A 22365-nucleotide genomic window follows, 5' to 3' on the forward strand; every position below is an offset into this window, starting at 1 on the left:
GGTGTGCTGCCGGCGGTCTTTTGCGTTCGGAAGGTGGGCGTGCCTGCGGTTGGAGCCGCAGCGTTTTACCCCGGCGGTGGGGATTACCCGCCGTAAACCGAATATTGTGTCGGGAGACCGCCGGTGTGCTGCCGGCGGTCTTTTGCGTTTGGGAGGCGGGCGGGCCTGCGGTTGGAGCCGCAGCGTTTTAACCCGGTGGTGGAGATTATCCGCCGTAAACCGAATATTGTGTCAGGAGATCGCCGGTGTGCTGCCGGCGGTCTTTTGTGTTCTTAGCCGTGAGCGCAATGCTCCTCCGCGGTGCTGTAGCGTACGCCTTCTGCTTGTCCAGAGCTTAAAGACACGTCCAGAAAGCGCCGCGGGTTCGGCGGTGCTGGCTCGGAACTGATAATCTATATTCTGTGTTTGGTATTAGTGGCACCGAGTTGATTATTTTGGCCATCATCACGTTTGTGGTGATTGGTCCCGAACGCATGCCCGAATACGCCCGCCAGATTCGTGAATTCGTCAAGACCGTGCGCCGTATGGCGTTCGACGCGAAGGACGACTTCAAGGAAGCCCTGGGCGAGACGGGTCTGGAAGATATTAACTGGCGCCAGTACGATCCCCGCCAGTACGATCCGCGCGTGATTGTGAAGCAGGCGTTCGCTGAGGATGACGCCGAGCGTGAGCGTGAGGCGAAGGAACGTGAAGAGGCGCTGCTGAAGGAGAAGGAAAAGTCGGAGAGCCGTGCTCTTCCGCGAGGCGCATACGCCCCCTTCGACGTGGACGCAACCTAAGATTTTGAATAGATAAGAACCCCGCACCGTGATGGTGCGGGGTTCTTTCTGTTCTCAGCTTTTGCCGTCAGCTTCTAGACGGCTAGATCTCTATACGAAGAGCGGCAGGCTTTGACCCGCCCGCGACTCGCCCGACTGCAACAGCTGCGAGGCGATGGACTGAATCTCTTCGGCGGTGGGGGAGTTCGGGTGGCTCCAGACCACCGGGGTGCCCTCGTCGCCGCCGGTACGCAGGTTCACATCCAGCGGGACAGAACCGAGCAACGGTACCGGGTAGGAGAGCGCCTCCGAAAGACGCTCAGCGAGCACCTGACCGCCGCCAGAACCGAACATGTCGAGCACGGTACCGTCCGGCAGGGTCATGGCAGCCATGTTCTCGACCACGCCCACGACCTTCTGACCGGTCTGCAGGCTCAGGGTACCGGCACGCTCCGCCACATCCACCGCGGCGTGCTGCGGGGTGGAAATAAGCACCAGCTCCGCATTCGGCAGCAGCTGAGCCATGGAGATGGCAATATCGCCGGTGCCGGGCGGCAAATCGAGCAGCAGCACATCCAAGGCGCCGAAGTGCACGTCCATGATGAACTGCTCCAGGGCACGGTGCAGCATGGGGCCGCGCCACGCCACCGGCTCGTTGCCCTTGAGGAACATGCCGATAGAAATCACGCGAATAAAGCCGCCGCTGACCTTCTGCTCACCCCAACGCTGGGCGGGGGCGGGCACATCCACGGTCGGCGGAAGAATCAGGTCATCCAGGCGGGTCGGGGCGTCGGTAATACCCAGCAGACCCGGGATGGAGAAGCCGTGCACATCCGCGTCAATAATGCCCACCGCAAGCCCGCGTGAGGCGAACGCCGCGGCAAGGTTCGCGGTCATGGAGGACTTGCCCACACCGCCCTTACCGGACACCACACCGAACACGCGGGTCAGCGAACCGGGCGCGGTAAACGGGTTGGAACGCTCCGGCTTGAGCATCGAACGCAAGGCAGAACGCTGCTGCGGGTTCATCGCACCCACCTGCAGCTGCACACGCTCAATCCCCTCAACGGTTGCGGCGGCGTCACGAACCTGCTGCTCGATGGTGTTCTTCAGCGGGCAGCCCTCAATGGTGAGCAGCACCGTGACCTCAGCCCAGTGGCGGCCGGGAATCGGCTCACCGTGCTCATCCAGTTCAGGATGCACGAGCGCCGTCTCAACCATGCCCAGCTCCGTAATGGGGCGGCGCAGTTCGGGGTCCTCGACGCGGGCAAGCGCCGCGTAGAGCGCATCCTGCAGGGGCGAATTAGTGGTCACGGGCGCCTCCCTCACGGGTGCGCTCTGCCTGCTGCTGTGCCTGCTGGGATTCGCGGCTCTGAGGCTGGCTCAAATCGCCTCGGTGGGGATCCTGTGCGGAGTCCTTCGCAGGGCGTTCAGCCTTGTCAGCGGCATGCTCGGTACCGTTCTCGGTACCTTCAGAGTTCTTGTCCTCAGCGCCCTGCTCCTCAGTCTCCTGCTCCTCAGCGTCCTTCTCCTCACCCTCGGAAGTGTCGATATCGTCGATAGCCTCCTCCAGGTCCTCAATGTCCTCACTGATGTCCTGCAGTTGCTCGGCGTGACGCTCCTGCTCCTGCGCAATGTTCTGCAGTTCCTCAAGAATGTCACGCAGCTCGCTACGGACGAAGTCACGGGTCGCAACCTCACGCAGAGCAATACGCAGCGAAGCAATCTCGCGAGTCAGGTACTGGGTCTCCTCCAGGTTCTGCTGGTCACGCTTACGGTCCTCAGAGGCCACCACGCGGTCGCGGTCATCCTGACGGTTCTGCGCCAACAGCAGCAGGGGAGCAGCGTAAGAAGCCTGCAGGGACAGCATCAGGGTCAGCAGGGTGAAGTTCAGGCTACGCGGGTCGAACTGCATCTCCTCCGGCGCCAGGGAGTTCCACGCCAGCCACACGCCACAGAAAATGGTCATCCACATCAGGAACTGCGGGGTACCCATGTAGCGTGCGAACGCCTCAGTCATGCGGCCGAAAGCGTCCGGGTTGGGGCTAGCGAACAGCTTCGGCTTGCGGGTGCCGGGGGTGCTCAGCTGCGAGTCGCTACGCTGCGTGCGGGAGTCGCCGCGCTCGCGGTTGCGTTCAGCGTACTTCTTCTCCAGGCGGTCTTTGAGAATGCGCGCCTTATCGATGCGGGGGTTCTCTTCGGTACGGTTTGCGTCGCGGCGGTTCGATTCAGGCAAAGCGTCGTCCTACCTTTCGTACGGGAGTTCCATCATCGTAAGTGCGCCAGTCTTCGGGCAGGAGCGCATCGAGCACGTCGTCGATGGTCACTGCGCCTACCAGGCGGTGCGATTCGTTCACAATGGGAACGATGGTCAGGTCGTAGGTTGCCAGCACGCGTGCCAGCTCTTCCAAACTGGCCTGGTCAGAGACAGGCTCAGTGTCGGTATCGAGGATGTGGCCAATCGGCTCGCTCGGCGGCACACGCAGCAGTTTCTGCATGTGCACCAGACCCAGGTACTTGCCGGTCGGGGTTTCCAGGGGCGGGCGGGTCACCATGACGGCAGCCGCCATCGCCGGAGGGATCTCCTCGGCGCGGATGTGCGCGAGCGCCTCCGCGACGGTCGCCTCGGGGGAGAGGATGATCGGCACCGGGTTCATGAGCGAACCGGCGGTACCCTCGTCGTATTCGAGCAGTCGACGCACGTCGTCTGCTTCGTCGGGTTCCATGAGTTCGAGCAGCTTTTCACGCTGGGCGTCGTCCAGCTCGATGAGCAGGTCGGCGGCGTCGTCCGGTTCCATCTCTTCGAGGACCTGCGCGGCACGCTCGTCGTCCAGGTGCGAGAGAATCTGCACCTGGTCCTCGGCGGGCAGCTCCTGCAGAACGTCCGCGAGGCGTTCATCCTGCAGCTCGGCGGCGATTTCGACCATGCGCTTATCGCTCATCTCGTGGATAGCGTCCGCAAGGTCGGCGGGCTTGGAGTTCTCATGGTTCGCCACGAACGCGGTTGCTGCCTGCGGCTCCACGTCGGTGGAGAGCAGAGCCTCGTCCCAGTCGACGATGAGGGTCTCCTTGGAGCGGCGGCGCCACGTGCTGGAGGAGGAGCTGACGCGGGAAACGAACAGTTCGGTCACGCCCCAGTCGCCGTTGCGGCGCTGCTCAATGGCGACGTCCTCAATGACGGCGTCGCCGCTGCCGTCGAGCAGACGCACGCGGCGGTCGAAGAGCTCACCGACGATGAGAGTCTCAGAGTTGCGCTGTTCGAAGCGGCGCAGGTTCACCAGGCCGGTTGAAATAATCTGGGAGGCGTCGATGCTACGCACTCGGGTCATGGGCATGAACACGCGTTTCTTGCCGAGCACCTCAACGATGATGCCGACAACAATGGGTTCGCTGCCCTTGGCGGGGCGGGCGCCCGCAATGGATGCGCCCAGGCCGCGTTTGAGCACGACGACGTCTCGGAGACGGCCGAGGCGGTCACCGAAGGGGTCAAAAACGTCGAGGCCCAAAAGGCGGGCAATGTAAATCTTGCTGGGGGTGCTGAACTTCGAATTGCTCACCTCTCTAGGGTACGCTCCGCCGCGGGGATTCGCACTTTGAGAAGCCGAAATTGAACGGGTGTTCGCTACGCCTATAGAGGAGCTAACTGCCCACCGGGTCCAGGGTTGGGGCGGGCGGTAGAATAGAAGCCATGACTTCTAACCTGCCGAATATTCCCTCGACCCCGCCTTCTTCGTACTTGGCGTCGCGCCTGGCGCATGCTCAGGGCAAGCCCCTGCCCGCCGGTGAGGCGATCGCCTCCTTCGTGCGTCACGATGATGCGCTCGCCGCCTTTGACGTGCTCAGCGAGCAGGATTACCCGGTCACGGCGCTGTACCTGGTCAATGACGGTATCCGCCAGGTGGAGTACCCGGTACCGTTGCCGTATGGCCGTATCTTGACTTTTGCAGCGCTTCGAGGGGCAGGATTCGGTGCGTTTTTTGCACTGCTGGTTATAGCCTCGACTAATGACTCCTCTGCGTTTGAGGTAATAAAGTATGTGCTGCTGTCGATGGCTATGTTTGTGCTCTGGCAGATGTTCGTTTTGCGTCGCTCTCATGGGAGCCGCCATCCGATGCGTGCCGAATCAATTCCCTCGCGTACCGTGATGTACGCTCTGCCGGAGTACGCTCAGGATGCGCGCCGCGTGCTGGGTGCGCATCCTCGCTTTTCGGCGGCGGTTGCGGCTGCTCGTGCGGCGGCTGCCCCGGAGGCTTCGCAGGCTCGTGCGGCTCAGAGCACCGTCTCGATGAATGGTGCACCGGTTCCGACCGGTGCGCCGAAGGCTCCTTCGTACCGTGCGCAGGCGGGTAGCCAGCCGGCGCCGAACCAGAACCTGCCCGAGCGTGATGCGACCGCGCAGAACGCGGTGGCTCAGAGCGCGGCGCAGAACATGCCCGCGCCCACCCAGCCCACTCAGTCTGCTCAGCCTTCCGAGCAGGAACAGGCAAGCACTGACCAGGTAACCGCTCAGAAGTCAGAGCCGCAGAAGCGCCCGGCGCAGCGGTACGGTCTGCGCGTGGACGACCCGGAAGAATACGCGAAGCTGATTCAGCCCAAGCCGCAGCGTCCGACTCCGCGCCCGCAGGGCCTGCACGATAAGTCCTCGCAGGAGTCCGAATAACCGAACCTGCAACGGCGGTAGCTGCCCACAACGGCGGGAAACAGGCATAGAAGACAGTACTTAGAAGACACGAGAAAGCCCCTCACCGAACGAATCGGTGAGGGGCTTTCCCTATCAGACGTTACTAACGTAACTGGAGGCTAGGCGTTACTTCGCCAGGTTCGCCATCCACTCCTCAATGCCCTCAACGGTGCGGGGCAGTGCAGCGGAGAGGTTCACGTTGCCGTCCTCGGTGCAGAGCACGTCGTCCTCCAGGCGGATACCGATACCGCGGTACTCCTCGGGAACGGAGAGGTCCTCGTCCTTGAAGTACAGGGCCGGCTCAATGGTGAAGACCATGCCCGGCTCCAGCTCAGCCCACATGTACAGCTCAGCCTTTGCCTGCGCGCAGTCGTGCACGTCCAGGCCCAGGTGGTGGCTGGTGCCGTGCGGCATCCAGCGGCGGTGCTGACCGCCCTCAACGGTGAGCGAAACATCAGCGGAAACCGGCAGCAGACCCCACTCTTCCAGACGGTGCGCCAGAACGTTCATGGCTGCCTCGTGGATTTCGTAGAACTTGGTGCCCGGCTTAGCCACAGCGAATGCGGCGTCAGCGGCATCCAGCACAGCGTTGTAGACCTTCGCCTGAACCTCGGTGAACTTACCGTTCACGGGGAAGGTGCGGGTCACGTCAGCAGTGTACAGGGTGTCGTCCTCAACACCTGCGTCCAGCAGCAGCAGCTTGCCGTCATCGACGGTGCCGTTGTTACGGATCCAGTGCAGGATAGTTGCGTTGTTACCGCACGCTGCGATGGTGTCGTAGCCCAGGTCGTTACCGTCGGTACGTGCCACGGAGAAGAACGCAGTCTCAACGACGCGCTCACCGCGGTGGTGCTCCTTAGCCTTCGGCAGTGCACGAATGACCTCTTCGAAGCCCTTGACGGTCATGTCAACGGAACGCTGCAGGTTCTCAACCTCGATAGCGTCCTTAATCAGGCGAGCCTCGGAGAGAGCCACGGTCAGTTCGGAGTCCAGCTTGTCAGCCTGCTCCAGCTCCACGCCGGTGTTGTAGCGGGAGGTGTCAACCAGCGCGTCAACAGCCGGGTCAACGTTGCGGACCAGGCGGATGTTCACGCCGCCCAGGCCCTGGTTACCGGCGTTCTTGGTGATAGCAACCTCAAGCTCGGACAGGTCGCGGGTACGCAGACCGAAACGCTCGGAGAATTCCTTCAGGGTGGGGCGGGGGCCAACCCAGAACTCGCCGTAGCGTGCATCCGCGTAGAACTCGGTGGTGTCGCGGCCAGCCAGCGGGCGGAAGTACAGGGTGACCTCGTGGTTAGAGCCGTTGTCGCCGGTACCCTCTTCGACGGGCTCGAAGATCAGCACGGCGTCAGGCTCGTGGTCGATGCCCAGACCGGTCTGGTGCGCAAACGCCGAGTGGGGGCGGAAGCGGTAGTCGCAGTCGTTGGAGCGGACCTTCAGCGGGCCTGCAGGTAGGACGAGGCGCTCGCCGGGGAATGCCTTGGAGATCTTGGCGCGGCGCTCAGCGGCGTAGTCTGCTACGGGCTCGCGGGTGTAGCCGTCATCTTCGGCCTTGGCCCAGTCCTTAGCAATGAATTCGGTGAACGCAGACGCCTTGGGGGTGCTGCGGTGGTCAGTCTTCTGAGCTTCGGTGCTCTTCTCGTTGTTCTCAGTCATGGGTTAATCATATCTCCTTCACCACAGGTGGGCAGGTGTTTTAGCGCTTTTGACCATAAGAGGGGCGCGGTGGGGCAGAATATATCTTTGACTTGCGACCGGGTGCCTGATATTGCGCCGCCGATATTGGTAGGGTTGAATCAGAAGAGTAGATGACATACCTTAAACCCCGCTGAGGTGGCGACGAACTAGCAGGGGCGGGGAAGGAGAGAATATGACGCAGACAGAACACCGAAATAGTGCACCTAATGCGCAGCAGGCACTGCAGCCCGCTGAATCGGGTGCGCCTGAACACCTGAACCGTGCCGGGCGTTACGATCTGCATATTCACTCCGCTATTTCTGACGGCACGCAGAGCCTGACCGAGCTGGTGCCGCTGATTGCTCGCGCCGGGTTGGCGGGGTTCGCGCTGACTGATCACGATACGACGGCTGGTTGGGTGCAGGCGGCCCAGCTGGCGGGTGAGTACGGTCTGGATTTTCTGCCGGGTGCCGAGTTCTCTTGCCGTTACCGATACACCGACGGTGAGGGCCGCGCACGCACGAAGACTATTCATCTGCTCGCTTATGGTTTTGACCCGGTGGGTTCGGAGTTGGCGCGCAGTGTGGAGGCGATTCGCGCCAGCCGTGCGGGCCGTGCGCAGGCTATTGTGGGCCGTCTTGCCGCCGACTACCCGCTGACCTGGGATGACGTGTTGACGCAGGTGAGGGAGGGGAACACGGCGGTGGGCCGCCCCCATATCGCTGATGCGCTGGTTGCTGCCGGTGTGGTTGCTGACCGTTCTGAGGCTTTTGCGAAGCTGCTGTACACGGGCAGCCCCTACTATGTGCCGCAGGATGCGCTGGACCCGTTGGAGGCGGTGCGTCTGGTGCGTGAGGCTGGGGGTGTGCCGGTGATTGCCCATCCGATGAGTACGATGCGTGGACCTGCGTTGAGCCTGGAGTACCTGGGTTTGATGGTGGATGCTGGCCTGGCGGGCGTGGAGGTGTATCACCGTGAGAACTCCCCGGAGGACCGGGCGCGTCTGCTGGAGTTCATTGAGCGTCAGCGTGCGGCGGGCCGTGAGGTGCTGGTGACGGGTTCGAGCGATTATCACGGCGCGGGTAAGCCGAACCTGCTGGGTGAGAATACGACGGATGCGGTGACGGTGGCGCGTATCCGCGAGCAGCTGGCAGTCCAGGAGTAAGACCAGTAGTAAGACGAAAGGGTGTGGGGCGGGTTCCTATTCAAGGAACCCGCCCCACACTCTTAACACGTGCTCTAACGGACGCGCAGACAAGACAGCCTAGACGCTCTCACGCGAGGCATGATGCTGCAACACCGCACCCGCAGCCGCCGCATCCATCTGAGCAGCCGCACGCGCCGCACGAGCCTTAGCCCGCGCCTGATGCTGACGCTGACGACGCAACTCATCACGCCCATCAATACGCATCTTCTTATCCACCGCATCCATTGACCGGTGACGCACAAACCGGCAGGACGCGCCCTCAACCGGCTGCGTAGTCTCCGTGAGCGTATCCAACACAGCCTTCAATGCATGACGGCTCGCTGCCGTCAACGCATCACGACTCGTACCGCCACGAACACCCACCGTACGCTTCGGCGTGAACAACACACTCGCCCCACGCGGAACACCGCGATACTCAGCGAACGACACCGGATCCACGCCCAGACGCTTAGCCATCACCTCAATAGCCGGCGGATTCTGATCCACGCACACGAACTTACGACCCAGCTGAGCTGCCGCCGCACCCGTAGAACCAGAACCAGCGAAGAAATCCAACACCCAATCACCCGGGCGGGAACTCGCCGCAATCATACGACGCAACAAACCCGTAGGCTTCTGCGTAGGATACCCCGTCTTCTCCTTACCCGTCGGCGACACAATAGTATGCCACCACACATCAGTAGGGAGCTTACCGCGAGAAGCCTTCTCCTCAGTCACCAAACCGGGAGCCATATACGGTTCACGATCAACCTCCGCAGTATTGAAGTAATAGCTACGGTGATCCTTCGCGTACACCAAAATATTGTCGTGCTTCGTCGGCCAGCGGCGCGTAGACTTCGCACCGTAGTCATAAGCCCAAATCAGCTCATTAATGAAGTTCTCACGACCAAAAATCATGTCGCACATAATCTTCACATAATGAACCTCACGCCAATCCAGGTGCAGGTACAGGGTGCCGTCCTGCGCGAGCAGACGATGCGCCTGCTCAATACGCGGCGCTAGGAACGCCCAATAATCCTCGAACGAGTCGTTATAGCTCGCCAGAGTCTGCAGGGTGCTCGAATAGCTCTTGCCCTTAAAACCGGTGCGGTCACCCTTCTCAGAAGCTTCCGCGCTCAACGTGCGGCGCGTCTGCTTCTTACCCGTATTGAACGGCGGGTCAATGTAAATCACGGTGAACGCACCATCGGGCAGCTCACGCAGATACTCCAGGTTATCTGCCTGTACCAGCAGCGAGGGGCCCTGCGGATCGAAAACCGTCGAATCCGTGCGGGGCGACTCAGCGGCAGGGGAGGGCGCGGCGGGCGCCGGGGATGCTGAAATACCCAACCCCGGCCCTAGCCTTCAGAACCAGCACGGTCAGCGCCACGGCCCTTACCGCGAGAACCCTCAGCACGAGAACCCCCATCACGAGAACCTTCAGGGCGGCGGCGGGTACGGCGGCGGCCCTCACCCTCCACGGGCTGACCCTCAACACGGCGGGTACGGCGACGCTGACGAGGCGCACGCTCAGAACGCTCAGAAGAACGTTCGGATGCGCCCTGCTCGGTACGCTCCGCACGCTCAGAAGAACGCTCAGAACGCTTGCGGCCCTCGGAACGGCTACGGCGCTCGCCGCGGCCCTCACCAGAACGACCCTCGCGGCCACCGTCACGACCGCCGCGAGAACGGCGCGAACCCTTCTCACCGTCACGACCGCCAGAACGGCCACCATCGCGGCCACCGCGAGAACGAGCCGAACGGCCATCACGCGAGTCGCGGGCGCTCTCAAAGAACTCGTCGCCCATACCCTCAGCCACACGCTCCTCGCGCGGCAGGCGGCCCTTAGTGCCAGCCGGAATGTTCAGGTCATGGAACAGATGCTCAGAGGAAGAGTACGTCTCAACCGGCTCAGGAACACCCAACTCCAGGGCGTCGTTAATGACCTTCCAGCGCGGCAGGTCATCCCAGTCAACCAGGGTCACGGCGGTACCCTCATTGCCGGCACGACCGGTACGGCCGGTACGGTGCAGGTAAGTCTTCTCATCCTCGGGCACGCGGTGGTTAATCACGTGGGTCACGTCTTCAACGTCAATACCGCGAGCCGCCACGTCGGTCGCGACCAGAATGTCGACCTTGCCGGTGCGGAACGCCTTCAGCGCCTGCTCACGCGCAACCTGGTTCAGGTCACCGTGCAGGGGAGCGGCAGCGAAGCCACGGTTCACCAGCTCCTCCGCTACGCGGGCAGCGTCACGCTTGGTCTTGGTGAAGATGACGGTGCGGCCGCGGCCGGTAGCGCGCAGAATGCGGCCAATCATCTCGTCCTTGTCCAGGTGGTGCGCACGGTAGACGACCTGGCGGATCGACGCCTTAGTCTTCGAGGCGTCCTCGGGGTCAGCGGCGCTAATGCGCATGGGCTTGGTCATGTACTGGCGTGCCATCGCAATGACCGGGCCGGGCATGGTTGCGGAGAACAGCATGCTCTGGCGGTCCTCCGGCAGGTAGCTGAGGATCTTCTCAACCGACGGCTGGAAACCCAAATCCAGCATCTCGTCAGCCTCATCGAGGACCACGATCTTAACCTGCTTCAGGTTCAGGAAGCCCTGCTGGTACAGGTCGATAATGCGGCCGGGGGTGCCCACCGCAACCTCCAAGCCGCGGCGCAGCAGCTCAGCCTGAGGCTCAATCGGCACACCACCGTACAGGGTGGCGACGCGGGCGTTGCGCAGCTTCGCAGCAATCGCCAGGTCCTCGCCCACCTGAATAGCAAGCTCACGGGTCGGAACCAGAATCAGCGCCTGAGGTGCGCCGGGGTACTCCAAATCAGCCCAACCCTCATCGTCGCGGCCGACCACACGCTGAATGGTGGGCAGACCGAAGCCGAGGGTCTTACCGGTACCGGTCTTTGCCTGACCAATGATGTCCTGGCCAGACAGAGCCACGGGAAGAGTCAGCTCCTGGATGGGGAAGGGGGAGGTAATGCCAACTGCCGCGAGGGCGTCGCTAATATCCTGGCGAATGCCGAAGTCGGCGAAGGACTTTGCAGTCTGAGTGGTTTCCTGCGTGTTCGTTTCAGTCACTGGACCGTATCTTTCTACCCCTGCTCGGGGTGTGTTTCTCCCCGTAACGGGGTGTACCAGCCAGCGCCTCAATGGTGGAGGCGGTGACGGGCGGGCGTCGAAAGCCGGCCGCGGGAAATTCTTACACGGGAAATTCTTACCGAGACGCCGCCTGCACGCATGGTTATTACTCATGGTTCATTCATGATGAGAAGGCGGTGCAGCCTCGGGGTCTTGAAAGGGGTACGACCGGTCATTCACTTAACCCCTCAATATTAACCTGGATTTGCTTTCGGCGCACCCCCGACCGGTTGTGGTGTGCGCCCGTGATGGGCGATATACCGCCTCAAAACCGGGTACTGCGAGGTTTTTGTGCGGGCGGTTTAAAACGCAAAACCCCGCATTCGGCACGGCGTAACCACGTGGTGCATAAAGCGCGGTTACGCATCGTGACGGATGCGGGGGGGGGGCTAAAGCTAAAGGGGGTTCAGCCGCCGAAATTAGGCGCCGATACCGAAACCAACGTGACGCTTAGCGTCGGAACCCAGCTCGACGTAGCCAATCTGAGCGCCAGAAATCAGGGTGGTGTTGCCCTTATCATCCATAATCTGCAGCAGCGAGCCATCCTCAATAGCCTTCGAGACCTTCTCCATGAGGATTTCCTTAGCCTCACTGGTCTCAACAATAATTTCACGAGCAATGTGGCGAATGCCAATCTTGATTTCCATGAGTCTCCTCGCAGAATAGTCCGGCGCCGCCAAACGCGCGCCGGGTATGGGAACTGTCTTATCTAGCATCTACTCTAGCGTGTATGCGCCCGTCGGCACCGTGAACGGGCGGCACTTCGCCGGGGGCTAATAAAATACTCGCCGCAGGATGCGCAGAAACAGGCGCGAAAGTAGCCTTAAACAGAGCAGGACAGGGGAGGGAGAGCACTGAGGCTCCTCTAGGACTCCTCCACCTGAATGCCGTAGAGGGTCTCCAGCGCCTGCACGTAATCCTCTGCACGGCCCTCCGACGCCAGCTTCTTGGCGCGCACCGTCGGGGTGTGCAGCAGGGACTTCACCATGCGGCGCATCGCCAGCTCGAACTGCTCCGTCGCCGCACCGCAACCAAACTGGTTACGTACCTTCTCCAGCTCAGAATCCAGCACATCCATAGTGTGCGAGCGCAGCGCAACAATCGCGGAGTCAATCGTGCGGGAACGCTGACGAGACACAAACGCCGCCAGCTCAGACTCCACAATGCGCGTAGCCGTCGCCACGGATTCCTCGGTCTCCTCGGGGGCGGCAAGGCGCACCGACTCGAGCGTAATCAGCTCAACATTCGGCAGGTCAGCGACCGACGGATCAAAGTCACGTGAAAGAGCAAGGTCAAGAATCGTGTGGTGGCCGCCCGGAATCTGCTCGGGAAGCAGCGGGTCGGATCCGCCGGAGCAACCAATAATGACGTCGGCAGAAGCCATGGCCTGCTCCATGCCGTCCACCGGCACCGCAGAAACCTCGCGCTTTGCCGCGAACTCGGCGGCACGACCAGAACGGGAATTGACCCAAATATCGGTGCAACCGCGCTCGCGCAGCGCCGCAATGGTTGCACCCGCATAAGCACCCGTACCAAAAATTAGGGCGCGTCGGGTCGACCAGTCCTTCTCGGCAACCTCATCCGCAAGATCCAGGGCAACAGACACAATCGAGCGGCCCTGGGCGCCAAGCGCCGTGTGCTGACCTACCTGACGAGCCGTATGCGCCGCATGCTCAAACAGCTGAACTAGCTCACCGGGAAGGGGTACGCCGTCCTCTTGTGCCTTCGCCTGCGCGGCAGCTAGGGCGCGGCGCACCTGACCGGTGATTTCGCGCTCGCCGACCACGGCAGATTCCAGGCCGGAGGCGACCGTCAGCAGGTGGCGTGCAGCCTCATCATCGGCGTACACGTCGAAGCTGGAATCAACCAGTTCTTGATCCAGGCCGGAGGTGCGCGCAATCGAATCAGCAATCAGCTCACGAACCATGTTTACATGCGCGGATACGTGTAGCTGAACATACATTTCAAGACGGTTACAGGTGGCAAGAACGACTGCACCCTTCACGCCCAGCTGGCGTGCCATATCGCCCGCCAGAACATCGGGTACGCCGGAGGCACCGGCGCTCAACGCAGCGACGGTGGTCAGATCAACGGTGTGGTGCGATGCCACAAATGCATAAGTACTCACTAGAGATTAATCATAACCACGCCGACTAAGCCCCTGTAAAGCTCACAGAACCTAAGTTCCATCATCGTAGGGGGCAAGAAAATCTGTACGGTGGGGGAGCGGGCACGAAGAGTAGGCGCAAACTAAGGTGTCCCTCACTGCTAAGAAAGCCATCATTAGGTAATAGTCACCATGACATAGTGTCGCAAAAACGCCCACATAAACCTGTCACACTAGAGACTATGAGCGAAAACCAGCACACCACCCCCGCGTCGGCACAGGGCACCGCACAGGCACCCGCCCTGCCCGCACACCCCACCGACGCCCAGCGACCCCTGCTCACCGACGAACAGCTCGCGCACCTACCCGCCAACCACCCCCTGCGCGCAGGCACTACCGCCGACTCGCCCATGCTCCGCGCCCTCACCGGCCGCCCCTCCAGCCACCGACCCGTCTGGTTCATGCGCCAGGCAGGCCGCTCCCTACCCGAATACCGCCAGGTACGCGAAGGCATCCCCATGCTGGACGCATGCCTCACCCCCGAGCTCGCCGCAGAAATCACCGTGCAGCCCGTCCGCCGCCACAAGGTTGACGCCGGTATCTTCTTCTCCGACATCGTCATCCCCATGAAGCTCGCGGGCGTCAACGTCGACATCGTGCCCGGTAAGGGCCCCGTACTCGACCAGCCCGTACGCACCCTCGACGAGGTGCGCGCCCTGCCCGAACTCAAAGACAGCGATCTCGACCCCATCCGCGAAGCCGTCGCCGCCACCGTAGAAATGCTCGGCGACACCCCGCTCATCGGCTTCGCCGGAGCCCCCTTCACTGTCGCCGCCTACATGGTCGAAGGCGGCCCCTCCCGCGACCACCTGCGCCCGCGCACCATGATGCACGCCGACCCCGCCGCCTGGCACGAACTCGCCGAATGGGCAGCCCGCACCGCAGGCCAGTTCCTCCGCGCGCAGATCGAGGCTGGCGCATCCGCCGTGCAGCTCTTTGACTCCTGGGCTGGTTCCCTCGGCGAAAGCGACTACCGCCGCTACGTGCAGGCGCACTCCGCAACCGCCCTCGATATGGTGCGCGAATACGGTGTGCCGCGCATCCACTTCGGCACCGGCACCACCGCCCTGCTGCCCGCCATGCACGAAGCCGGCGCAGACGTCATCGGCGTGGACTACCGCCTGCCGCTCTCGGCAGCGAACACCCTGCTCAACGGCGCCGTACCCCTGCAGGGCAACATCGACCCGGCACTGCTCGCCGCAGGCAGCGAAAACCTCTACGCACACGTAGACGAGGTCCTCGCAGAAGGCAACGCCGCCCCCTCGCACGTGGTCAACCTCGGCCACGGCGTACCCCCGACCACCGACCCGCAGGTGCTCACCGACCTCGTGGCATACATCCACGAGAAAACGGCGAACTAAAGCGACGGACCCGCGGGGCTAACACATATCAGCGCCGCAGGATACCGCCCCAAAGCACCAATCCCAGCACACGCTGATAGAGCACAACGCCACCGAGCAGACCCGCTGACAGACCAAAGGAGAACCACCATGGGCCACACCAACCAGGCACCGCACCGCACCGCACAGGTCAGCTCCTCCGCCGCGCCCCATAACGCACGAGCATACAGCCGTAACGAGAAGGTACCCACCGCCATCGTTATTGGCGGCGGCCCCTCCGGCCTGATCTCCGCACGCCGCCTCGCCGCAGCCGGCATGCGTGTCACCCTGCTCGAACAGCGCCACCACCTCGGCGGTGCCGTCGGTGCCCACGAAGTTGGCGGACTGCTCCTGGACTCCGGCGCGGAATCCTTCGCAACCCGCAGCCCCATTGTCAGCGACCTCGTCAAGGAACTCGGCCTGGGCGACCAGATTGTCACCCCCAACTCCTACGGCTCCTGGCTGTACCTGCCGCAGGGCGCCCGCCGTACCCCCAGCACCGGCATCATGGGTATCCCCGGCAACGTCAATGACAAGTCGCTAATCCCCGTCATCGGTAAGAACGGTCTGCGCCGCGCCCAGGTGGACAAGTTCCTGCCCGTCTCCGCCGGCGAGAACGCAAAGACCCTCGGCGAGCTCGTGCGCATCCGCATGGGTCAGAAGGTTCTCGACAACCTTGTCGCCCCCGTGGTCTCCGGCGTGTACTCCACCCACCCCGACAAGCTCGATGTGGACGCCACCATCCCCGGTCTGCGCGCAGCACTGCGCAAGCACCGTTCCCTCTCCGCCGCAGCGCACGCTTTCCGTTCGGCAGCCCCCGCAGGCTCACAGGTCGCCGGCATCGTGGGCGGCATGAACCAGCTGTCTGAACGTCTCGTCGAAGACCTGTACGCCGCCGGCGTTCGCATCGTCACCGGATTCGACGTCATCGCCGTAGACCGCGACGAATCCACCGGCCAGTGGTTCATCATCCAGCGCCACACCACCGACGGCGAAAACACCCCCCTCTACGCCGACTACCTGGTGCTCGCCACCGACGGCCCGACCGTGGCACGACTCATCGGCCCGCACGTCTCCACCGCACTACCCGCCCTGGAACCCGGCCCCGAAGTCGCCCTCGTCACCCTCGTCGTTGATGCCCCCGCCTTGGACAAGCACCCCCGCGGTACCGGCCTGCTCGTCTCCGAAGAAGCCACCGCCGTACGCGCCAAGGCACTCACCCACGCCACCGCCAAATGGCAGTGGGTCGCCGAGGCCGCAGGCCCCGGACGCCACGTGGTACGCCTGTCCTACGGCCGCGGCGGCGAAGACTCCCGCTTCTCCGAAGTCGCCCTCGCAGACGAGCAGCTCATCACCCTCGCCCTGCGCGACGCAAGTCGCATGATGGACGTAGCCCTCACCCACAACAACCTCGTTGACGCGGACGTCGTACGCTGGCGCGGTGTACTACCCGCCTCCACCCCCGGCCACCGCGACCGAGTCAAGGAATTCCGCGAACGCGCCAGCGAACTCGGAACCCTCAGCACCGTCGGCTCCTGGGCGGCAGGCTCCGGCCTGGTCTTAACCGTCAAAGACACCTACGAGCAGATGGACCGCCTCATCTACCACGCGGCACAGGACTGGGAAGGCGTCACCGCACCCAAGGCCGCAACCGCCAAGTAGACGGCGCAGCGGCGGCAGAAGCTCAGCCAATAACTCAGCTCAGCCAGTAACTAGACCAAAAAATTGAGAAAACGCGCGGCTACGGAAGCCGCGCCTCCAGCACAGCGAACCCTCGCTGAAGAAAGGAACACACAATGTCTCACGATCACGCAGCACACGGCGGCCACGGTCACGGCGCAGGTCAGGGCGGCTACACCCACGCCGGCCACGGCTACGGCGGCGCCCCCAAGGGCTACGCAGTCCAGCACTCCGCAGCTGACGAAAACCGCCGCGGCCGCGAAGAAGGCGAAACCCTGCACTACGCCCTCTACACCGTATTCGCACGTTCCGGCGCACGCCCCGCAGAATCCAACACCGACGAGGCACGCGCCGAGTTCGAGAAGGTCGCCGAGCAGCTCGCAGCAGACGGCGTGACCCTGCGCGGCATCTACGACGTCTCCGCAATGCGCGACAACGCAGACGTCATGATCTGGACCCACGGTGCAACCCCCGAAAAGCTGCAGGCAGCAGTCCGCAAGATCCGCCGCACCGCACTGTTCGCAGGCACCACCATCGTCTGGTCCACCATGGGCGTACACCGCGAAGCAGAATTCACCCGCAACCACGCACCCGCCTACGCACGCGGCAAGGCACCCGAAGCATGGGTCTGCGTCTACCCCTTCGTACGCTCCTACGACTGGTACTACATGAACCCCGAACGCCGCGCAGAAATGCTCAAGAACCACGGCATGAAGGCAATCGACTTCCCGCAGGTTCTGGCAAACACCGTCGCAGCATTCGGCATGAACGACTACGAATGGGTCCTCGCCCTCGAAGCACCCGAACTCGTTGACCTCGTCGACATGATGCGCCACTTCCGCAACACCGAAGCACGCCTGCACGTGCGCGAGGAAACCCCCTTCTACACCGGCCGCCGCATCGGCGCAGACGAAGTAGCAGAGGTTCTGGCGTGAGCCATCAGCCGAATGACGGCGTAACCCTCAACGGCACGCTCCTGCCGGACGACGTGGTACCCAACCGCACCGACCCGGCGAACACCGCCTCCAACGGCCCCGCCGTGCTCAACGAGCAGACCCTCGGCGACTACCGAAGCGAACGCAGCATCACCCGTGACCGTGCCGAAGAGGCACGCCCCTACGACCTGGTGATTCTCTCCTCCTTCGGTGGTCCCGAGGGGCAGGAGGACGTCATCCCGTTCCTGCGCAACGTGACCGCCGGCCGCGGTATTCCGGATGAGCGCCTCGAAGAGGTCGCCACCCACTACCGCGCCAACGGTGGCGTCTCGCCGATTAACGAGCAGAACCGTGCCCTGCTCGCCGCGCTGCAGCAGGCGCTCGCCGAGCGTGGCCCGCACATCCCGATTACCTGGGCGAACCGCAACTGGAAGCCCTACGTGAAGGACGTGCTCGCCGAAGCCTACGAGAACGGCCACCGCAACGTGCTGGTGCTGGCGACCAGTGCCTACCCGGGTTACTCGAGCTGCCGCCAGTACCGCGAGGACTACGGCATGGCGATTGAGCAGCTCGGCCTGGAAGGTCGCGTGCACGTGGGTAAGATTCGTCAGTTCTTTGACGTGCCCGGCTTCTCCCGCGCTTTCGCTGACGGGCTGAAGGACGGCCTCGCCACGGTGCGTGAGCAGCTTGCCGCACGCGATAGCGGTTCGCTGAACCCGCGCCTGCGGATCATGTTCTGCACCCACTCGGTGCCGACCTCCGCGGCGAACGAGGCAGGCCCGCGCGGCGTGAACTACGAGGGCGGCTCCGCCTACGTGGAGAAGCACCTGCAGGTCGCTCGCGCCGTGCTTTCGCTGGTTCGCGATGAGGCCCCGCAGCTTCTGCAGAACGTCGAATGGGAGCTGGTGTACCAGTCCCGTTCCGGCCCGCCGTCCATGCCGTGGCTGGAACCGGACGTCAACGACGCCCTGGAGGCGCTGCCCACCCCCGCCAACCCGGCGGAGGACGGCGAAGCCCCCGTGGAAGGCGTCGTGCTGGTGCCCCTCGGATTCGTCTCCGACCACATGGAAGTCAAGTGGGACCTGGACACCGAGGCGCTGGACACCTGCGAGCGCCTGGGCGTGGTCGCGGTACGCACCCCGACCCCCGGTACGCATCCGGCGTACGTGGAGTCGCTGCGCCGCCTCATTGAGGAGCGCGTGGAAAACGGTGTTCCCGCCGACCTGCGCCCCGGCCGTGAGAGCGTCCTCGCACCGAGCGCGAGCGGCCAGTACGGCTGGTTCGACGAGTGCGAACCGGGCTGCTGCAAGCCCGGTCGCGGCGCGCCGAAGCCGGTCATTGCGGAGTACGTAGCTGGTGCTGACACCGCCGCTTCTGAGGAAGCTCCCGCCAGCCGCTCCGGTGGATGCGGCTCCGGCGGATGCTGCTCCCACTAACACCACCCCCTGTAGCTCCGGCTCGCCCCACCACCCCTAACCGGGGTGTGCGGGCGGGTCGGAGCCGCACTGCCTACAGGTAGAACACACACTTACGGGCTATCACACACATCACCGACAAGGAGAGATATGAGCCATCACGAGTACATCTTGGGCACCCGCGGGTCTGCTCTCGCCCTGACCCAAAGCCGTATCGCTGCTGAAACCGTCACCGCCCTCTACGCCGAACACCAGGCGCACCACGGCGCCGCAGACGCCGAGGTCGTGGACTTCACCCTGCGCACCGTCAAAACCGAAGGTGACGTGCTCACCGGCCCGCTGGCAACCCTCGGCGGCACCGGCGTATTCGCCGCCGCGCTGCGCCAGCGCCTGCTCGACGGCGAGAACGCCTCCGAAGAAAACCGAGTGGACATGGCAGTACACTCCCTCAAGGACCTGCCCTCCGCGCCCTGCCCCGGTCTGGTCATCGCCGCAACCCTCAAGCGTGAAGACCCCCGCGATGCTCTCGTGGCACGCGACGGCCTGACCATCGACACCCTGCCGGAAGGCTCCCGCGTGGGCACCGGATCACCCCGCCGCGCCGCCCAGCTGCGTGCCCTGCGACCCGACCTCGAAATCGTGGACATTCGCGGCAACGTGGGCACCCGCATCGGCCGCGTCAAGGGCCTGGAAGAGCACGCCGGCAAGCAGGTCGTACTCCGCCAGAACGCTGAAACCTCCGAACGCGCCGACCACGGCGTAGGCACCGAACGCAGCGGCGACTGCGACGCCGTGGTGCTCGCCGTCTCCGGCCTCAAGCGCCTAGGCAAGGAAGAACTCATCACCGAGTACCTTGACCCCACCCGCATGCTGCCCGCCCCCGGCCAGGGCGCGCTCGCCCTGGAAGTGCGCGAAAGCGAGTTCGAGAACCCGGACCCCGCCGTGCTGTCCGACGCCGAGGTGGCGCGCCCGGTGCGTGCCCTCGGCCGCGCCCTGCTTGCCGCGAACCACCACGAAACCCGCCTCGCCGTCAGCGCAGAGCGTGCCCTGCTGCGCCGTCTCGAAGCCGGATGCGCCGCACCCATCGGCGCGTACGCGCAGGTGGTTGAGGGCGACCTGGTGCTTAGCGTTGTGGTGGCGTCCCCGGACGGCACCGACATGCTGCGACACACCTCCGCAACCGCCGAACTAGATGTGCCCGGCGCCGAACGCCTGGGCGTGCGCGTGGCAGAAGACCTGCTGCAGATGGGTGCCGCCGCCCTTGCCGGTTTGGACCTGAAGTAGGGGTCATGTCTGCCGCTAGCCCGCAAGCTGAGTCCGCGCAAGCTGAGTCCGCGCAAACTGAGCCCCCGGAAATTGATACCCCGCGCACGGTTCTGCTGACCCGCTCCGCCGCCCAGGGCGCCGCCTTCGCGCGCGCCCTCGCCGAAGAATGCGCGCAGAACGGGGTGGGGGAGTGCCGGGTACTCTTCGCACCCCTACAGCAGGCACGCACCGTCAAGCCGGGCACAGAACACGCCGCCGCGCTGGAGGCGCTCGCCTCCGGTCACTATGCGTGGGTGAGCTTCACGAGCGCCAACACGGTTCGCGCCTGCGCCGAGCTGTGGGGTGCGGAATTTGCCCGCGCCTGCGTGAGTGGGGGAGTGCGCATCGCCTGCGTGGGTGCGGCAACCGCCCGCGCCGTACACGCCCAGCTGGGGCTGAACACGGATTTTCAGCCGCAGGTGCAGAGCGCCGCCGGTATGCTCGCGGAGTTTGAAAAGCCTGCAACCGAGCCCGCCGCCGTGCTGGTTCTGGAAGGCTCCAACGCCCGCCCGACCCTGCGCGAAGGCCTCAAAGACCTGGGCTGGGATAGCCACCGCTGCGTGCTCTACGACATGGTGCCCGCCGAGCAGGTGGCACCCGGCGAGCTGAGCCTCAGCACCGCCCGCGCGCTCGTACAGGGGCATGCCGTAGATGCCGCCGACCCAGAGATCACCGCCCCGGAAACCTCCGCGCCGGATGTGCTGGTGGTGACCGCCCCCTCCCGCCTGCACGCCCTACTCGACGGCGCACCCGCGCTACCGCCTGAATCCGTGCCGCCGGTGGTGGCAATTGGGGCGAGTACCGCCTCCGCATGCCGCGCCCTGAATCTGCGCTACGTGCAGGCTGATTCGCCGTCACCGCAGGATTTGGCGCGCGCCGCCGCGTCCTTCATGTAGGCGCATCCCTCATCTACTAAGACCACATATTTTTATCGAATTTTCAGGAGAGATCATGAACCTCACCCGCCGCCCGCGCCGCCTGCGCACCACCGCAGCCATGCGCTCCCTCGTCGCTGAGACCACCCTGCGCCCCGCGCAGCTGATTCAGGTGTTCTTCGTTCGCGACGGCATCGACGAACCGCAACCGATTCGTTCGATGCCCGGTCAGTACCAGCACACCCTGGAGAGCATCATTCCCGCCGTGCGTGAGGCGTACGAGGCAGGTATCCGCTGCATTGACCTGTTCGGCATTCCCCGCGATGAGGATAAGGACGAGGTCGGCTCGACCGCCTGGGATCCGCAGGGCATCCTGAACCGTGCGATTGCCGTGTGCCGCGAGGAGTTCGGCGATGACCTGGTGGTTATGGCTGATACCTGCCTGGATGAGTTCACGAGCCACGGCCACTGCGGCGTGCTGGTTGATAACGGCCATGGCACGCTCGTGGTGGATAATGACGAGACTGTGGAGCTGTACTGCAAGATGGCGGTTTCGCAGGCGCGTGCAGGTGCGCACACGGTGTCCCCGTCGGGCATGATGGACGGCCAGATCGCGGCGATGCGTGCCGCCCTGGACGAGGCCGGCTTTGAGGATGTGTCGATTCTGGCGTATTCGGCGAAGTACGCTTCTGCGTTCTTCGGCCCGTTCCGTGACGCGGTGGAGTCGACCTTCAAGGGCGACCGTAAGACCTACCAGCAGGACCCGGCCAACCGCCGCGAGTCGCTGCTGGAGGTGCGCGCTGACCTGGAGGAGGGCGCGGATATGGTGATGGTGAAGCCTGCTGGTAGCTACCTGGATATTGTGCGTGAGGTGGCGGAGTTTTCGCCGGTGCCGGTGGCGGCGTATCAGGTGTCGGGTGAGTACGCGATGATTGAGGCGGCTGCGGCGAACGGCTGGATTGACCGTAAGGCTGTGGTGCTGGAGTCGCTGCGCTCGATTCACCGCGCCGGTGCGGACGTCATCCTGACCTATTACGGTACGGAAGCGGCAGGCTGGCTCCGCGAGCTGGACGCCTAACCCCTCCCTGTTAGACGCTGAGAAGCCACATGTGTTTCGAAAAGCCACGTCTTATGTGGCTTCTCGAAACACATGTGGCTTCTCGCCGT

General features: G+C 63.7%; 18 protein-coding genes. 10 read left to right on the top strand and 8 right to left on the bottom strand.

What is annotated here, in order from left to right:
- The first annotated feature begins 401 nt into the window (after positions 1–401).
- Positions 402–779: a twin-arginine translocase TatA/TatE family subunit gene (locus HMPREF2845_RS02885; RefSeq protein ID WP_005505243.1), complete on the top strand. Its 378-nt coding sequence runs from the start codon at positions 402–404 to the stop codon at positions 777–779.
- A 90-nt stretch (positions 780–869) separates the two neighbouring features.
- Here the strand turns inward: HMPREF2845_RS02885 and HMPREF2845_RS02890 are convergent, their stop codons facing one another.
- Genes HMPREF2845_RS02890 through HMPREF2845_RS02900 form a run of 3 tightly spaced genes read right to left on the bottom strand, consistent with a single transcriptional unit; the run spans position 870 to position 4315 of the window.
- Positions 870–2072: a P-loop NTPase gene (locus HMPREF2845_RS02890; RefSeq protein ID WP_070633832.1), complete on the bottom strand. Its 1203-nt coding sequence runs from the start codon at positions 2070–2072 to the stop codon at positions 870–872.
- Positions 2062–2994: a DUF1003 domain-containing protein gene (locus tag HMPREF2845_RS02895; RefSeq protein WP_070633833.1), complete on the bottom strand. Its 933-nt coding sequence runs from the start codon at positions 2992–2994 to the stop codon at positions 2062–2064. Before HMPREF2845_RS02895 ends, HMPREF2845_RS02890 begins: the two co-directional genes overlap by 11 nt.
- Positions 2987–4315: a magnesium transporter MgtE N-terminal domain-containing protein gene (locus tag HMPREF2845_RS02900; protein WP_070541581.1), complete on the bottom strand. Its 1329-nt coding sequence runs from the start codon at positions 4313–4315 to the stop codon at positions 2987–2989. The genes HMPREF2845_RS02895 and HMPREF2845_RS02900 overlap by 8 nt, the downstream gene beginning before the upstream one ends.
- A gap of 131 nt (positions 4316–4446) precedes the next feature.
- On the opposite strand from HMPREF2845_RS02900, the gene HMPREF2845_RS02905 reads away from it, so the two are divergent.
- Positions 4447–5418 carry a hypothetical protein gene (locus HMPREF2845_RS02905; RefSeq protein ID WP_070633834.1) on the top strand — a complete coding sequence of 324 codons (972 nt, stop codon included), beginning with the start codon at positions 4447–4449 and terminating at the stop codon, positions 5416–5418.
- 147 nt (positions 5419–5565) lie between these two features.
- Here HMPREF2845_RS02905 and HMPREF2845_RS02910 read toward each other — a convergent pair whose 3' ends face one another.
- On the bottom strand, positions 5566–7095 hold the full coding sequence (locus tag HMPREF2845_RS02910) for an aminopeptidase P family protein (RefSeq protein WP_070633835.1): 1530 nt from the start codon (positions 7093–7095) through the stop codon (positions 5566–5568).
- 214 nt (positions 7096–7309) lie between these two features.
- Between HMPREF2845_RS02910 and HMPREF2845_RS02915 the strand changes: the two genes are divergently transcribed.
- Positions 7310–8281 (top strand): PHP domain-containing protein, encoded by a 972-nt coding sequence (locus HMPREF2845_RS02915; RefSeq protein ID WP_083308722.1) that lies wholly within the window; start codon positions 7310–7312, stop codon positions 8279–8281.
- Between the two features lie 99 nt (positions 8282–8380).
- Here the strand turns inward: HMPREF2845_RS02915 and HMPREF2845_RS02920 are convergent, their stop codons facing one another.
- The 4 genes from HMPREF2845_RS02920 to HMPREF2845_RS02935 all read right to left on the bottom strand — a co-directional run bounded on the left by HMPREF2845_RS02920 (position 8381) and on the right by HMPREF2845_RS02935 (position 13570).
- On the bottom strand, positions 8381–9652 hold the full coding sequence (locus HMPREF2845_RS02920) for a DNA-methyltransferase (protein WP_049337888.1): 1272 nt from the start codon (positions 9650–9652) through the stop codon (positions 8381–8383).
- Positions 9653–9660: 8 nt separating this feature from the next.
- A complete protein-coding gene (locus tag HMPREF2845_RS02925; protein WP_070633836.1) occupies positions 9661–11382 on the bottom strand; it encodes a DEAD/DEAH box helicase in 1722 nt (573 codons plus the stop codon).
- A 479-nt stretch (positions 11383–11861) separates the two neighbouring features.
- The gene (locus HMPREF2845_RS02930; protein WP_070507618.1) at positions 11862–12089 is read right to left on the bottom strand and encodes a DUF3107 domain-containing protein; all 228 of its coding nucleotides are present in this window, start codon (positions 12087–12089) and stop codon (positions 11862–11864) included.
- 218 nt (positions 12090–12307) lie between these two features.
- Complete coding sequence (locus HMPREF2845_RS02935) at positions 12308–13570, bottom strand: glutamyl-tRNA reductase (protein WP_070633837.1); 1263 nt, start codon at positions 13568–13570, stop codon at positions 12308–12310.
- Between the two features lie 221 nt (positions 13571–13791).
- On the opposite strand from HMPREF2845_RS02935, the gene hemE reads away from it, so the two are divergent.
- From hemE to hemB, 7 genes are all read left to right on the top strand, one after another.
- Positions 13792–14970, top strand: a complete 1179-nt coding sequence (gene hemE / locus HMPREF2845_RS02940; RefSeq protein WP_070633838.1) for a uroporphyrinogen decarboxylase — start codon at positions 13792–13794, stop codon at positions 14968–14970.
- A 129-nt stretch (positions 14971–15099) separates the two neighbouring features.
- Positions 15100–16650 carry a protoporphyrinogen oxidase gene (gene hemG, locus HMPREF2845_RS02945; protein ID WP_070633839.1) on the top strand — a complete coding sequence of 517 codons (1551 nt, stop codon included), beginning with the start codon at positions 15100–15102 and terminating at the stop codon, positions 16648–16650.
- A 134-nt stretch (positions 16651–16784) separates the two neighbouring features.
- A complete protein-coding gene (hemQ, locus tag HMPREF2845_RS02950) occupies positions 16785–17603 on the top strand; it encodes a hydrogen peroxide-dependent heme synthase (protein WP_070633840.1) in 819 nt (272 codons plus the stop codon).
- On the top strand, positions 17600–19039 hold the full coding sequence (locus HMPREF2845_RS02955; RefSeq protein ID WP_070633841.1) for a ferrochelatase: 1440 nt from the start codon (positions 17600–17602) through the stop codon (positions 19037–19039). Before hemQ ends, HMPREF2845_RS02955 begins: the two co-directional genes overlap by 4 nt.
- A gap of 129 nt (positions 19040–19168) precedes the next feature.
- Complete coding sequence (locus tag HMPREF2845_RS02960; RefSeq protein ID WP_070633842.1) at positions 19169–20302, top strand: hydroxymethylbilane synthase; 1134 nt, start codon at positions 19169–19171, stop codon at positions 20300–20302.
- Positions 20303–20307: 5 nt separating this feature from the next.
- Positions 20308–21219, top strand: coding sequence for a uroporphyrinogen-III synthase (locus HMPREF2845_RS02965; RefSeq protein ID WP_083308724.1), 912 nt, complete (start codon positions 20308–20310; stop codon positions 21217–21219).
- Between the two features lie 55 nt (positions 21220–21274).
- Positions 21275–22276, top strand: coding sequence for a porphobilinogen synthase (gene hemB / locus HMPREF2845_RS02970; protein ID WP_070633843.1), 1002 nt, complete (start codon positions 21275–21277; stop codon positions 22274–22276).
- Positions 22277–22365 lie beyond the last annotated feature (89 nt).

Source organism: Rothia sp. HMSC065B04, from assembly GCF_001812285.1.
Lineage (GTDB): Bacteria > Actinomycetota > Actinomycetes > Actinomycetales > Micrococcaceae > Rothia > Rothia mucilaginosa.